At 45.1% G+C, this 14,577-nt stretch carries 9 protein-coding genes; 4 read left to right on the top strand and 5 right to left on the bottom strand.

What is annotated here, in order from left to right; genetic code table 11:
- The first annotated feature begins 184 nt into the window (after positions 1 to 184).
- On the top strand, positions 185 to 556 hold the full coding sequence (locus tag A3860_RS11130; protein WP_081146766.1) for a hypothetical protein: 372 nt from the start codon (positions 185 to 187) through the stop codon (positions 554 to 556).
- A gap of 12 nt (positions 557 to 568) precedes the next feature.
- Here A3860_RS11130 and A3860_RS11135 read toward each other — a convergent pair whose 3' ends face one another.
- Together A3860_RS11135 and rbfA are read right to left on the bottom strand one after the other, a co-directional pair.
- Positions 569 to 1,792, bottom strand: coding sequence for an FtsX-like permease family protein (locus A3860_RS11135; protein WP_081146767.1), 1,224 nt, complete (start codon positions 1,790 to 1,792; stop codon positions 569 to 571).
- 38 nt (positions 1,793 to 1,830) lie between these two features.
- Positions 1,831 to 2,205 carry a 30S ribosome-binding factor RbfA gene (gene rbfA, locus A3860_RS11140; RefSeq protein ID WP_081146768.1) on the bottom strand — a complete coding sequence of 125 codons (375 nt, stop codon included), beginning with the start codon at positions 2,203 to 2,205 and terminating at the stop codon, positions 1,831 to 1,833.
- A gap of 67 nt (positions 2,206 to 2,272) precedes the next feature.
- Here rbfA and A3860_RS11145 point away from each other — a divergent pair, with 67 nt between their 5' ends.
- On the top strand, positions 2,273 to 4,093 hold the full coding sequence (locus tag A3860_RS11145; protein WP_081146769.1) for an ABC transporter ATP-binding protein: 1,821 nt from the start codon (positions 2,273 to 2,275) through the stop codon (positions 4,091 to 4,093).
- 173 nt (positions 4,094 to 4,266) lie between these two features.
- Complete coding sequence (locus A3860_RS11150) at positions 4,267 to 6,378, top strand: S9 family peptidase (RefSeq protein WP_081146770.1); 2,112 nt, start codon at positions 4,267 to 4,269, stop codon at positions 6,376 to 6,378.
- Positions 6,379 to 6,609: 231 nt separating this feature from the next.
- Here A3860_RS11150 and A3860_RS40525 read toward each other — a convergent pair whose 3' ends face one another.
- Positions 6,610 to 7,521: a TraR/DksA family transcriptional regulator gene (locus A3860_RS40525; RefSeq protein ID WP_143774052.1), complete on the bottom strand. Its 912-nt coding sequence runs from the start codon at positions 7,519 to 7,521 to the stop codon at positions 6,610 to 6,612.
- A 4-nt stretch (positions 7,522 to 7,525) separates the two neighbouring features.
- Positions 7,526 to 10,933, bottom strand: a complete 3,408-nt coding sequence (gene ileS, locus A3860_RS11160) for an isoleucine--tRNA ligase (RefSeq protein ID WP_081146771.1) — start codon at positions 10,931 to 10,933, stop codon at positions 7,526 to 7,528.
- Between the two features lie 1,580 nt (positions 10,934 to 12,513).
- On the opposite strand from ileS, the gene hemN reads away from it, so the two are divergent.
- Positions 12,514 to 13,953, top strand: a complete 1,440-nt coding sequence (hemN, locus tag A3860_RS11165; RefSeq protein ID WP_081146772.1) for an oxygen-independent coproporphyrinogen III oxidase — start codon at positions 12,514 to 12,516, stop codon at positions 13,951 to 13,953.
- Between the two features lie 76 nt (positions 13,954 to 14,029).
- Here hemN and A3860_RS11170 read toward each other — a convergent pair whose 3' ends face one another.
- Positions 14,030 to 14,569: a CopD family protein gene (locus tag A3860_RS11170; protein WP_081146773.1), complete on the bottom strand. Its 540-nt coding sequence runs from the start codon at positions 14,567 to 14,569 to the stop codon at positions 14,030 to 14,032.
- Positions 14,570 to 14,577 lie beyond the last annotated feature (8 nt).

A 14,577-nucleotide genomic window follows, 5' to 3' on the forward strand; every position in this document is an offset into this window, starting at 1 on the left:
TTTTTTGTGCCCCACCCTTTCCATAAAACTCAATTTCATTATATTTATAGATAACTAAAATAATTCACATGTTCTGCATACGCAAATAAGATGCAGGCATTAATTACCCGGTTAAGTTGTTAAGGCTATCAGTATTGCTGATGGTCTTTTTTTATTGTTATATCCAAATAAACCTGCTTGTAAAATGGATCATGGTGTAAGAAGTATCGAAGAAGCATACCTGCGGGCATATGTATCGTTGTCGGGTGGTTGCATTGATTTACATCCATTACATGGGAAAGGTGAATTAGTTGAAAATATGGAAGCATGCAAGATCCTGGCCGATCATGGATACCAAATTGAAATGCTCCCTTCGTTACCAGCAAATGAAACTGCATTAAGAAGGAAATTATTGCCCGATGTTTTTTTAAATAAAAATCCTGATGTACGTATAAACGGTCTTTTATTGGGAGATATAAAAACACCCGAGAAAAATTCACTGGTCAGGAAATCTGTAATTAGCAGACAAATAAGTCAGGTATATTCAAATCCCTGGTTATGGCATGCTATAAATTGATTATAATCAAATCTAACTCCTCAACTCAATCGGCTGCAACGCTGCCCGGCGCGATGGGAACCAGGAGGCCAGAAAAGCTACAATGGATACCGTTAGCAACACCAGCAGAAAATCTTTTGCTACTAATTGAACCGGATAATAATCTATTAAAAAGGTTCCACCCTGAATGGCGATCAATTTATATTTAACCTGGGCCCAACAGAATAATATAGCCAGCAACGCTCCGGTAACCGACCCTATACCTGCCAGCAACAATCCTTCGCTCAAAAATATTTTTTGTACCATTTTGTTATTGGCGCCCATCGACTTCAGCACCTGAATATCTTTTTGCTTTTCAAGCACCAGCATGGTAAGGCTGCCGATCATGGTAAAAGCCGCCACAATAAGCATTAAGGTAAGAATGCCATAAATAGCCCATTTTTCGAGGTTCATTACACTGTATAAGCTTTGGTTTTGCTCATACTTTGTTTCAACCTGGTAATTAGCTCCCAACTGTTGCTGAATTTCCCTTTGCACATCCTCTGCATCAAAACCGGTATGCAGGGCCAACTCACAACTGCTATATTCATTTGACCCCAACCCCATCATCATTTTCATGAAACCGAGGTTGGTGATGGCGTATTTGTTATCGATGTCCTGTTGAATTAAGAATGTACCGGAAGTATTGATATTGGCGGCCGCCAGCGATTGGGAATAATCGGCCATTTCGATGTTCTGGCCCCGCTTAAAGGCATAAACGGTAAGCGGGTAAATGTATTTGTCGCTTTCAATGCCAACGGCGTTTTCAACACCATTACCCAAAACAAGGGCAGGCTCTTCGGTATTACCGGTTTGAAAATTACCGCGGATCAGTTTCTGGGCCACCCCAACAACCGATTCATAGGAAGTATCAACCCCTTTCAAAGTAACGGGCACCTGTATATCGCCATTGATGAGCAGGGTCTTTTCTTCGGCTATGAGGCTATAAGCCTTTACGCCCTTTATGGCCGTCAGCTTTTGCAACTGCTGCGGCGTAAGCACGATGGTTTTGCCCGATTTGGCGGCAATTCTCAGATCGGGGTAAAACGAAGAGTACAATGATTTTACCAGCCCCTCAAACCCATTGAACACACTCAATACCACAATAAAAGCAAACGTAATACCCATGATGGCAATAATGCTCACCCATGCTATCACATTAATGGCATTGGTACTTTTTTTGGCTTTAAAATATCGCCAGGCGAAAAGGAAGTTCAAGCCGTTGATGGTTTGATTATTTGATTGGTACTTTATTGTTACTTGCTGGTATCCTTATCTTCCGATGGATTGATCTTTTTGAACAATTCCTCCATCTTAAACACGTGGTCAAGCGTGTCATCATGGTAGAACCGCAGTTCGGGCATCCACCGTAACTGTTTGGCCACCCGGCCCGTTAGTTCGCGTTTTATTTCCCAGGCCCTTTCTTCAATCTTCTGCAAGGTCGCATTGGCATCCTTTACCTGGAAAAAGCTCAGGTAAATGCGCGCTTCCAGCAGGTCGGGCGTGATCTTTACAGAAGAAATAGACACCATGCCTCCATCGATCATTGTTAACCCCAAACGCTGAAAAATTAAATTTAATTCCTCGTTCAATAAACTTCCCACCTGTTTTTGACGTTTCCCTTCTTGCATTTCCTTAACGGTTTAATACCCGTAAAATTAGTTACTTTGCACCGTTTACTCATTATTTAACTGATTCATGAAGAGATTTTCAAGGATTTTCTTTTACCTGCGCGATCAGAAGGGAAAAATTGCAGCTTACCTGGTATTCAATTTGTTATCCATTGTTTTCTCCCTGGTTTCGCTGGCCATGCTGGGCCCCTTTTTTAAATTGTTGTTTACACAGGATGAAACCCCGCTTACAGTAAGACCGCCTTTTGTATTTACCTCCGAAGGGGTAATGACCGAATTAAAGTACTGGCTTTCGTATATAATTATCCATTACGGTTATCCGAGAGCCCTGATAGCCATATGTGTTACGATCATATTATCAATTCTATTTAAAAATCTATTCTTATACCTGTCGTTCAGAACACTTATTCCCCTGCGTAACAGTATCATGAGACGTTTCAGGGAAGACCTGTACGATAAAATACTGTTGCTGCCGGTAAGCTATTTTACCGAACAACGCAAAGGAGATATTATCTCCCGCATGAGCAACGACATGAACGAAATTGAGTGGAGCATCATTGGCGCCCTGGAAGGATTGATCAAAGACCCGCTGAACATCATAATAGTACTGGCTTCCCTGATTTTTTTAAGTCCACTGTTGTCACTGATAATGCTGGTATTGTTACCCGTAGCCGGATTTATTCTTGGCCGGGTAAGCCGCACCTTGAAAAAGGAATCGGGCCAGGCACAGGAACAACAGGGTTTATTGCTGAGCATCCTCGATGAAACCCTGGGTGGTTTGCGGGTGGTAAAGGCCTTTAATGCCGAAAAGTTGATGAGGACCCGGTTTATTGGTACCAATAACCTGCTGAATCATATCCGCATTAAAATGGCATTCAAGCGTGACCTGGCCTCGCCCATGTCGGAGTTTTTAGGCGTAATGGTCTTTTGCTGTATCCTGTGGATCGGTGGTCAAATGGTATTTAGCGGAAAGGGCCTGGCGCCTGAAGCCTTTATCACATATCTTGCTTTGTTTTACCAGATCATTCAACCGGCCAAATCTCTTTCCCAGGCATTTTATAACATGCGCCGCGGCGCCGCCGCTATTGAAAGGGTTGAAGAAGTGATAGATGCCCCGTTAACCGTTTCGGAAGTGGCTAACCCAAGAACACTGAATACCTTCGAAAACAAGATCGAATTAAAGAATGTATCGTTTAAATACAATGATGTAACCATTCTCGATAATATCAACCTCACCATTGAAAAGGGTAAAACCATCGCCCTGGTAGGCTCCTCCGGCGCCGGTAAAAGTACCCTGGCCGATCTGGTGCCCCGCTTTCACGATGTAAGCAGCGGCGAATTACTGATCGACGGCATAAACATCAAGGAATATTCCCTGCTTTCTCTGCGCGATCAAATGGGTATTGTTACCCAGGAACCCATCCTGTTCAATGATAGCATTGCCGCCAATATTGCACTGGGCAACCCCGTTGCCACCATCGATGAAATTGAATCGGCGGCCCGCGTGGCCAATGCGCATAATTTCATCATGCAAAAAGAAGAGAATTATCAAACCAATATAGGCGACCGTGGCAGCAAGCTCAGCGGGGGCGAACGCCAGCGCCTGACCATTGCCCGGGCTGTTTTAAAGAACCCGCCCATCCTTATTCTCGACGAAGCCACTTCTTCTCTTGATACAGAAAGCGAACGCCTGGTTCAGGACGCCATCAATAAAATGATGGAGAACCGCACCAGTATCGTTATTGCGCACCGGCTCAGCACCATACGCCATGCCGATGAGATCATCGTTTTGCAGAAAGGAAAGATCGTTGAACGTGGTACACACGACACACTGATTGAACAGAACGGGTTTTACCGGAAGCTGGTTGAAATGCAGGAGGTGAAATAGTTACCGGTTACCGGTTTCCGGGCCCTGGCGACCGGTAACTGGTAACCGGTAACGAATTTATTGCTTGCCTGTCGACTTAGTTGCCCCAACCATCACCTCATCCGGCCATTCAGCCATCAATCCGCCGCCAAATTATCTAAATAGCTAATTTTCGATCTAAATAAAAACTCTACATGAAAAGGGCTGCTGCACCCGGCATGTTACTACCATGCCTGTTACTTATTGGTATTACCTCCCATGCTCAAAAACAAAACTTCACCTTTGAACAGATCTTCAAAAACGGTGAACCGGGCGTTGTTCAACAACTGCCGATGGTCAAAGGCTGGGTCGACGATACCCATTATTTACTGACAAAAAAAGAAGCCGACGGAAAAATGGCCACCTATATGGTGGATGTAAAGACCGGCACTACCTTACCCCACCCCGATGCGGGCATGTTTACACCGCCCCAGGTAGACGTTCCCGGCGGCATTAATACCACTTATTCGCCCGATAGAAAATGGGCTGCCTATACCAAAAAGGACAATAACCTGTATGTAAGGGATTTATCAACCGGCCAGGAAACCCAGCTTACCAAAGACGGTTCTTCCACTATTTTGAACGGCTATGCCTCCTGGGTATATTATGAGGAGATCCTGGGCCGGGCCAGCAAGTATAAAGCCTTTTGGTGGAGCCCCGACAGCAAGCACCTCTGCTTTATGCGTTTCGACGATTCGCAGGTGCCCGTGTTCCCTATTTATGTAGCCGATGGACAGCACGGTTATCTTGAGAACCAGCATTATCCCAAAGCCGGAGACAAGAACCCCGAAGTAAAGATCGGCATCGTATCGGTTAACCCCGGCGAAACCATTTGGGCCGATTTCAATGCACAGGATGACCAGTATTTCGGTGAGCCGGCCTGGTCGCCCGATGGACAATTATGGGTGCAATGGATGAACCGCAAACAAAACAACCTGAAGTTCTATAATATCGATCTTGCCAATGGCAGCAAAAAAGAAGTGTATGATGAAAAGCAGGAAACCTGGATCGATCTCGATGAAAGCGAACGCATTACCTTTCTGTCGGCTGGTAAAGGCTGCATCATTAAAAGCGATCGCGATGGCTGGGAGAACCTTTATTACTATGATAACAATGGTCAGTTAAAGAACGCCATTACCGCTGGTAATTTTTGGGGAACCACCATTGTAAAAGTGGATGAGAAAGCAGGCACTATCTATTTCAGGGCCCGCAAGGAAAGCTCTACACGCTTTGACCTGTATAAAGCCGGTTTGAACGGAAAGGGATTGACCCGACTGAGCTTTGGCGATTTCAGCCATGATTTCTGCAGCATTTCGCCCAACGGCAGTTATTTTATCACGGCCTATTCCAATTTAAATACCCCGCCTGTGATGTCGCTGGTTGATGCCAAAGGAAAGATCATTCGCGAGGTGGCCAACAGCAAAGGAAGTAATTTCAACAACTATAACCTGCCTAAGAACGAACTGGTGCGGGTTCCCTCTGCCGATGGTTTATTTGAACTGCCGGTGACGATCACCTACCCCATCAATTTTGATCCCACTAAAAAATACCCGGTACTCATCAGCATTTACGGGGGACCCAATGCCGGCACCGTATACGACCGGTGGAAGGCGGCTGTATCGCCCACTCAATGGTTTGCGCAGGAAGGCATGATACAGGTGGCTTTTGACAACCGCAGCAGCGGGCATTTCGGAAAAAAGGGATTGAACTATATCTTCCGCCAGCTGGGTAAATACGAAATTGAAGATTTCATGACCTGCGGCCGCTGGCTTAAACGGCAGCCCTGGGTCGACAGCAATAAATTGTGTATCACCGGCGGCAGCTTTGGGGGGTATATGACCTGTATGGCCCTTACTTATGGCGCCGAGGTGTTCCCCTATGGCATAGCCAATTCATCGGTCACCGACTGGCAGTTTTATGATACCCATTATACCGAAAGGTTCATGAACACCCCACAGGATAACCCCGAGGGCTATAAAAACACGTCGGTTTTAACCTATGCCGATAAATACAAGGGACTGTTGCGTATAGTACACGGCACTTCTGACGACAATGTACATATGCAGAACAGCCTGGTGCTCATCAACAAGCTCGAAGACCTGAAAAAGCATTTTGAGCTAATGGTATATCCGGGCGAGCGGCACGGGATAATGGGGTTGAAGGGCGTGCATAATCGCTATGAGGCGTATAAGTTCTATTACCAGTACCTGCTCGAAAAACCAATGCCTGCCGCATTCTGGGCGCCGGAATCGCAGAAAGGATTTTGAGATTGCTGATTTTGAGATTTAGAGATTTTGTGATTTCCCCGGAATTGAATTCTGAAAAATCCCGAAATCTCTAAATCTCAAAATTTCTTATTTCTTACTTCATTTCCCTTAATAGAAAAAGCCTCCCGAAGTATCGGGAGGCTTAATTATTTTGATTAATTATCGGCCGTAGCAATCCACTTCCACATCAAGCAGAATGATAACCAACCGATTATGTTAAGCAGATAATGCTTACTTATTCATCATTTGCTTGGCCTCGATACTCAGGGTAGCGTGCGGAACTGCGCGTAACCTGGCTTTATCGATGAGCTTTCCTGTAACCCGGCAAATGCCATAGGTTTTGTTTTCGATGCGCATCAGAGCTTTCTCGAGGTGATCAATGTAATTGATCTGGCGGCTGGCCATTTGGGCCAACTGCTCCCGTTCCATACTCATGCTGCCATCTTCCATTGTCATGTAGCGATTTTCATTTTCATCGCCACCCATTTCGTCTTTGCGGGTAATTAAACCCTGTAAATAAGTAAGTTCTTTTTTTGCCTGCTCTGCTTTTTTCAAGATCAGTTCTTTGAACTCGCTTAATTCGGCATCACTATATCTCATGGTTGGTCCTGTTTGAATGTTTTCTGGTTGATCTAATACTGATTTTGTGAATTCCGGTTCGTATCTGCGTGAAGTTTTTGTTTTTATTTCCGGGATCACCACTTTTACCGGTTTCGCCGGAGGTTCCGGCTTTTTGGGTGGCGGTGGTGGGGGTGGGGTTGGAGGAACTACCTGTTCCGTTTTTTTAACTTCCACCTTTACTTCCGGTTTTTCTACTTTAACAGGAGCTTCAACAGTTTTTTTAACGTCTTTAACTTCTTTTATATCAACGTGTTTGGCAACGGGTTTGGCGGCAGCTGCGGTAGGGGACTTTACATGGGCATGCGCTTTGGCGGCTTCCTGATGATGAACAACAGGCGGGTGTTTTACCGTCGCCTTCTTATCAATAACAGGTTTGGCCGCCTTTTTTACAGCAGGCTTTGAGTCCTTCTTAGCAACTACTTTTTTAGCAGCAGGTTTGGCTGCCCCACCGGCCGGACGGGCTGGTTTTTTGGGGGCAATCGTTTTTTTTGCTGGCTTGGCCGCCTTTTTCTTGGTTGCCATACTTTTACGCTTTTTTTGTAACGAACACTTTTAATGGAATATCGTTCACTTCAATTTCGGTGCCATCTGGTAATTCAGGTACTAGTTCAAGTTTATCTGCCAATATCTCAGTACAAATATAATTATTAAATTGGGCGATCGATTGATTCAAATCCTGGTGTTCGGTTACCTTAACCACTATTCGATCTGTAAGTTCGAAACCACTGTCTTTGCGGATTTTCTGGATACGGTTAACTAATTCGCGGGCATTTCCTTCGCTGACCAGTTCTGGGGTAACGGTTACATCCAAAGCCACTGTGAGAGTATCTTTATTGGCTACCATCCACCCGGGGATATCTTCACTGGTGATCTCTACTTCATTAGTCTGTAATATTAAGGGTTCGTTCTCAATATTCAATGAAATACTGCCATCTTTTTCCAATTTCGCTATGTCTTCCTGCGTAAAAGTGCTTAATGCTGCGGCTACGGGTTTCATTTTGGCCCCCAGCTTCTTACCTAACACCGTATAATTGGGTTTTATCTTCTTTTTAATAAACCCGTTATCCTCCGTTAGATATTCGATCTCCTTCACATTCACTTCGCTTTTTATCAGGTCTTCGATCAGTTCTATCTGCTCTTTCATGTGTTTATTCAACACAGGAACCAGTATCTTTTGCAACGGTTGCCGCACTTTCAGTTTGGCCGTTTTCCGTAACGACAGTATCAGGGAAGAAATATCCTGGGCCAGCTGCATGCGCTCTTCGAGCGAGGCGTCCATGACGGCGGCGTTACTAACGGGGTAATCTGTATGATGTACCGATTCTACCCTATACCTGCCGGTAACTGCGTTCAGGTTCTGGAACAACGCATCGCTGAAGAAGGGCGAAATGGGCGCCATCAGCTTTAAGATGGTTTCCAGGCATTCGTACAGGGTTTGGTAAGCGCATACTTTATCATGCTCATATTCCCCTTTCCAGAACCGGCGGCGGCACAACCGCACATACCAGTTACTGAGGTGTTCATCCAAAAACTCCTCCATGGCCCTGCCGGCCTGGGTAGGCTCATAATCATCCATGTATTCCGTTACCTTTTTCACCAGGGTATTCAGGGAAGAAAGGATCCAGCGGTCGATCTCGGGCCGCTGTTCCAGCGGAATGTACGCTTCTTTAAAGGTAAACCCGTCAACATTGGCATACAGTGCAAAGAACTGATAGGTATTGTACAGGGTGCCAAAGAACTTACGTTGTACTTCCTTGATGCCTTCGAGGTCGAATTTCATGTTCTCCCAGGGTGAGGCATTGGTGATCAGGTACCAGCGGGTAGCATCGGCGCCGTACTGCTCAATGGTTTTGAACGGATCAACCACATTACCGAGGCGCTTACTCATTTTATTTCCATTCTTATCAAGAACCAGTCCGTTCGATACGCAGGTCTTATAGGCTACAGAATCAAATAACAGACCAGCTATGGCGTGCAGGGTATAGAACCAGCCCCGGGTTTGATCGACCCCTTCGGCGATAAAATCGGCCGGGTAGTTCTTGTTGAAAGGCTGTTTGAAGGGGAAGGGATCACCTGCTTTCAGCTTTTCATGATCGAGGCCCCATTGGGCGTATGGCATGGCGCCGCTATCGAACCAAACGTCAATAAGGTCGGGTACCCGTTTCATGGGTTTGCCCGAGTCGCTCACAAGTATGATGTCATCTACATAAGGTTTATGCAGATCGAGGTCAGCCATGATCTTTGCATTGTTGGTGCCCAGCGCTTTATCGGCTTTTGCCGCTTCTTCTTTTAACTGGGGAACCGAACCAATGCATTTTTCTTCATTGCCATCTTCGGTTTTCCAGATAGGTAAGGCAGTGCCCCAAAAGCGGCTGCGGCTCAGGTTCCAGTCAACCATATTCTCGAGCCAGTTGCCAAAGCGGCCTTCACCGGTTGATTTGGGCTTCCAGTTGATGGTCTTGTTCAGGGCCACCAGCCTGTCTTTAAGCTCAGTGGTTTTTATGAACCAGGCATCTAACGGATAGTATAATACGGGTTTATCGGTGCGCCAGCAGTGGGGATAATTATGCTCATATTTTTCGATCTTGAAGGCGCGGTTCTCTTTTTTCAGCTTTACGCAGATGTCAACGTTCACATCTACATAGTCTTTCTCGTCTTTATAATTCTTTACGTACCGGTTGCTGAACTCACCAAGGCCATCTACGAATTTGCCGGTGCGGTCAACGAGAACCAGCTTTTCCAGCTTTCCATATTTATTTATACCAGTAAAGTAACCCAGATTGTATTTGCTTCCTACCCTAAAGTCATCTGCTCCAAAATCAGGAGCCGTATGTACTATACCGGTACCATCTTCAGTGGTAACAAAATCACCTAACAGTACACGCCATGGTTTAGCATCAGGCGTAAGGGCTTTTATTGATTCTATTGAATTGGCTTCAAAAGGCAGCAATTGCTCGTAGCGGCAACCTTCTATTTGCGCCCCTTTGAACTCAGTCAATATACGCCAGGGCAGCACTTTATCGCCTTCTTTGTATTCCTCAAATCCGGTATTTTCGGCTTCGGGTTTGAAGTATTTGCCCAACAGGTCTTTGGCAAGCACCACGTTTATTGGCAAATGTGTATATGGGTTAAAGGTTTGAACCAATACATAGGTGATGCGCGCCCCTACCGTTAAACCGAGGTTCGAAGGAAGCGTCCAGGGAGTGGTGGTCCAGGCCATGAAGAACAGCTCAGGGGCCTGGTTCTTTGTCGCGTCAAACAGGAAGGCTGATTTTTCATCCTTCACCGCCTTGAACATGGCAACGGCGCTGGTGTCTTTCACCATTTTGTAGCAACCGGGCTGGTTCAGCTCGTGTGAACTAAGACCGGTACCGGCAGCCGGTGAATATGGTTGAATGCTCACGCTTTCGTACAGTAAACCCCTTTCATACATTTTGCTCAACAGGTACCAAAGGGTTTCTATATAATTGTTATCGAAGGTGATATAAGGATCGTTCAGGTCGACCCAATAACCCATCTTTTTTGTAAGGTCGTCCCATTTGTCTTTATACCGCATTACGGCCTCGCGGCATTTGCGGTTGTATTCTTCTACAGAGATCTTTTTGCCGATATCTTCTTTGGTGATCCCCAGTTCTTTTTCAACTCCCAGTTCAATGGGCAGGCCATGGGTATCCCAGCCGGCTTTGCGGTTTACCTGGTAGCCCTGCATGGTCTTGTACCGGCAAACCAGGTCTTTGAGGGTACGGCTGATCACGTGGTGAATACCGGGCATACCGTTGGCGCTGGGCGGCCCTTCATAAAACACAAAGGAAGGAGCATCGTTGCGGAGCGACACACTTTTCTCAAATGCCTGGTTTTCATTCCATTTAGCTAACATTTCCTGTTCTATAACAGGCAAATTCAATTTCTGGAACTCTCTGTAGTTAACTGCCATATATTCTCCCGTAAATCTGTTTAAACATGTTTGTAATCGATGGCTGTGGGCTATAAAATTCCGCAGCCTGAAAAGTGTGCAAAGGTACTGAAAAGTTGCCAGCCTGCCCCGGCTCGTGAAGTGGTTACCGGTTGACGGGCCCAGTTAGAGATCCCGGGTTACCAGGGCCTGAATTTCGATCGCTTTATAAATAACCAGGCTCGCCAAATGTTGCCCGGGTTGCTCCATTTCATTGCCCCTGATTACTGCTGAACGGGATCAGTCAATTCTTTACCTTTTCTTTACCTCCTGGTTACCGCTGCGTTTCATAATTATTTGGTTTACAACATCAGCGAAATCATTTCTTAACCTCTTAGTTACCTCCTGGTCACCCCAGTGTTTCGCAATTCGTTGATTTACAACATCAACAAAATCATTACTTTACCCCTGGCTACCTCCAGCTTAGGTATTCCTTACCTTTCCGTTACCTCTTCTTTACCTCCCGGTTACCCATGCTTCTCCTTTTCATTACCCCCTGGTTGGCTTTTCTTCTCCCTTCTTCAGGTACTCTTTATGTTAGGATAATATTGCTTTTACCTTTTCATTTCCTTTTTATTACCTAAGGGGTAAAGAAAAGGTTAACCTAACCAAACCACAACCAAGCGACAACCAAACCACAACCTAACCGGACTGGGATAATGGGATGCGGGGATATTTGGGATAAAGAGATGGTCCTGGCTTTATTTTTATCTCCTTATCCATCGTCCCAGGTATCCCAATAAATCCTATGATTCCAACCATCCAATTCCCAGCCATCCCAATAATCCCACTACCCCAGTCAATGTTTCACCCTAATTATTGCCCTATCAATCACTGTTGCAACACGATATTAAGTGGAAAATAACTCCACCTGAAATCTTAAGAAATTCAGTGGTCTTTTGGTTATACAAAAGATCAGAACCAGCTCTTTTAACTTATTTGGGTATAATCCGGTTTATTTGAAGGATTTTTAATGAATAGGGGGATTTTGGCAGCGGTTTATCCACATTTTCTGGCGTTTGGCATAATTTATGGAACTATTTCTGTGCTCTTTAACAATACGGATTTTTGAAAATTTGAGTGGAAAACTAAGCTGTGACAAAGTGATTTTTGGTACGATATTTTCTAAGTATTAGTCCCTGTCACATTCCTTAGAGGTTGCGCCTCCAGGAATTCGCTTAACAACTTGATTTATATACCTCATTATATGAAAAACCTTTTCTACGGTTTAGGGTTTAGGGGTTAAAAAGGGGAGTAGTCCTGCTCCCCTTTCCTTTAAAATTCTAAAACTAAGGAAAGGTTTTTCTTTTTTACACCTTTTTGTAATCCGCTACCTTCCCGTTTTTAATCTCTGGTTATGCCTGTGGAAAACCATCCAGGCAATTGTGCATGCCTTAAGAACAACCCGTTTTCGGGAAGCTAAAGACATTGGTGACCCCTATTTTAAAACCTCCGCCACGGGAGGTTTTTTTATGCCTGCATGACCAAGATCATCCCACCTGCTATAACAAATCAGCATCCCCCTCTTCTTCTCCCAATAGTTTTGCATCAATACTTTTAACATGCTCATCGACCCCATATTACTGCATAAATACAATGTGCCTGTTCCCCGTTATACCAGCTATCCAACAGTACCTTGCTGGCACGATCATATTGATGCACAACAATGGACAACCACTTTTCAACAACAGTTCAAAGCGCAAAATCATAGCAAAGGCATCAGTCTTTATTTACACCTGCCTTTTTGCGAATCATTGTGTACCTACTGTGGTTGCAATAAAAAAATAACGACCAATCACAGTGTTGAAGGTGAATACCTGCAGGCCATTATTACCGAATGGAAAATATATCGCCAACTAATGGGTGAAGCACCGGTTATCAGGGAAATGCATTTGGGTGGCGGCACGCCTACTTTCTTTTCGCCGCAGCACCTTGAACAACTGATCACCGCCATTACAAAAGACGCCATTATTCATCCTGAACATGAGTTCAGTATTGAAGGACATCCGAATAACACTACCAAACAACACATGGAAACCCTGTACCAGCTTGGGTTTAGGCGAATCAGTTTCGGTGTACAGGATAATGACCCCAGGGTACAGCGCATCATCAACCGCATTCAACCTTTTGAAAATGTACAACGGGTAACCGAACAGGCGCGCGCCATTGGGTTCACTGCAGTGAATTTCGATCTCATATATGGATTGCCGTTACAAACGGTTCCCTCCGTACAACAAAGTATTTTACAATCGCTTCAATTGCGGCCCGACCGCGTGGCGTTTTATAGTTATGCCCATGTACCCTGGACAAGCCGCGGACAACGTTTGTTCGATGAGAATGATTTACCCGGTGCGGCATTGAAAATGGAATTGTATCAAACCGGCCGGCAATTATTTATGGAGCATGGCTATACTGATATTGGTATGGACCATTTTGCCTTGCCCGGCGATGCCTTGCATACTGCCTGGCAACAGGGCACCTTACACCGGAATTTTATGGGTTACACCACGCAACACAGCGGGTTATTGGTAGGACTGGGGGTATCGGCCATCAGCGATCTGGGTGTGGCGTTTGCCCAGAACCATAAAACATTACACGATTATTATCAATGCCTGAAAGCCCATGCCGGTAATGATACCGAAGATGGAAGCGATCCTGCCGCACATGATCTACGCCACCCTGCAAGCGAAAACACTTCCCTGCCGGTAGTGAAAGGATATTTTCTTACCAATGAAGACGAAGCTTTCCGCAAATATATTCTGGAAGTGATCTGCCGCGGTTCGGCCCGGTTCCAACCCGAACACCTGCCCCTGCTGCAGCAATATACTTTTCCCGAATTGAAATTACTGGAAGCCGATCGGCTGGTTGAATGGAATTCAACAGGCATATGGGTAACCGAACAGGGCCGTCATTTTCTGCGGAATATATGTAAGGCGTTCGACTTGCATTTACTACGGAAACAGATATCAGCGGAAGATACTTTGTTTAGTAAGGCAATCTAGCGATTTTGAGATTTCGAGATTTTTAGATTTCGGAATTTACTTAAATCTCAAAATCAACAAATCCCAAAATCAGCAATCATTTCTTCTTCTGCCTGATGTTCTTGTAGATCTTGATCGCGCTCATTAACACAACAACAAAACCAATAAGACCAACCAGCCCCCACACAACACTCATATTTTCTTTTACTTCGGCCAGCATCACAATGGCAACCAGGAAAATGGTGGCCACTTCGTTCCAGATGCGTAATTTTTGCGAGCTGTATTTGAATACGCCCTTCATTTGTTGTTTATAAATAGCATGAAGGGTAAAATGATAAGCGTATAACCCGATAACAAAAAACAGTTTAATGTTAAGCCAGTCCATCGATGCCCCGCCGAACTTTCCAAACCATAGCCAGGGGCCCAGGATCAGCGTGATAATGGCAGAAGGCCAGGTAATGCCAAACCACAACCGCCTGATCATAATATTGAACTGATTGCGCAGAATGGTTTTCTCCGGTTCGCTTTTTTCGCCGGCCTCCGTGTTATAAACAAAAAGCCGTACAATGTAAAACAGGCCGCTGAACCAGGTTACAATAAAAACGATGTGTAATGCAATGATGTAGCTGTAATTCATAGTGTAAG

Source organism: Niastella vici (genome assembly GCF_002077945.1).
GTDB classification, from domain to species: domain Bacteria; phylum Bacteroidota; class Bacteroidia; order Chitinophagales; family Chitinophagaceae; genus Niastella; species Niastella vici.

Excerpts from the sequence above, each read along its gene's own strand:
- hemN (WP_081146772.1), top strand. The coding sequence starts at position 12,514 with ATGCTCATCGACCCCATATTACTGCATAAATACAATGTGCCTGTTCCC.
- rbfA (WP_081146768.1), bottom strand. The coding sequence starts at position 2,205 with ATGCAAGAAGGGAAACGTCAAAAACAGGTGGGAAGTTTATTGAACGAG.
- A3860_RS11150 (WP_081146770.1), top strand. The coding sequence starts at position 4,267 with ATGAAAAGGGCTGCTGCACCCGGCATGTTACTACCATGCCTGTTACTT.
- A3860_RS11170 (WP_081146773.1), bottom strand. The coding sequence starts at position 14,569 with ATGAATTACAGCTACATCATTGCATTACACATCGTTTTTATTGTAACC.
- A3860_RS40525 (WP_143774052.1), bottom strand. The coding sequence starts at position 7,521 with ATGGCAACCAAGAAAAAGGCGGCCAAGCCAGCAAAAAAAACGATTGCC.
- A3860_RS11145 (WP_081146769.1), top strand. The coding sequence starts at position 2,273 with ATGAAGAGATTTTCAAGGATTTTCTTTTACCTGCGCGATCAGAAGGGA.
- A3860_RS11130 (WP_081146766.1), top strand. The coding sequence starts at position 185 with ATGGATCATGGTGTAAGAAGTATCGAAGAAGCATACCTGCGGGCATAT.
- ileS (WP_081146771.1), bottom strand. The coding sequence starts at position 10,933 with ATGGCAGTTAACTACAGAGAGTTCCAGAAATTGAATTTGCCTGTTATA.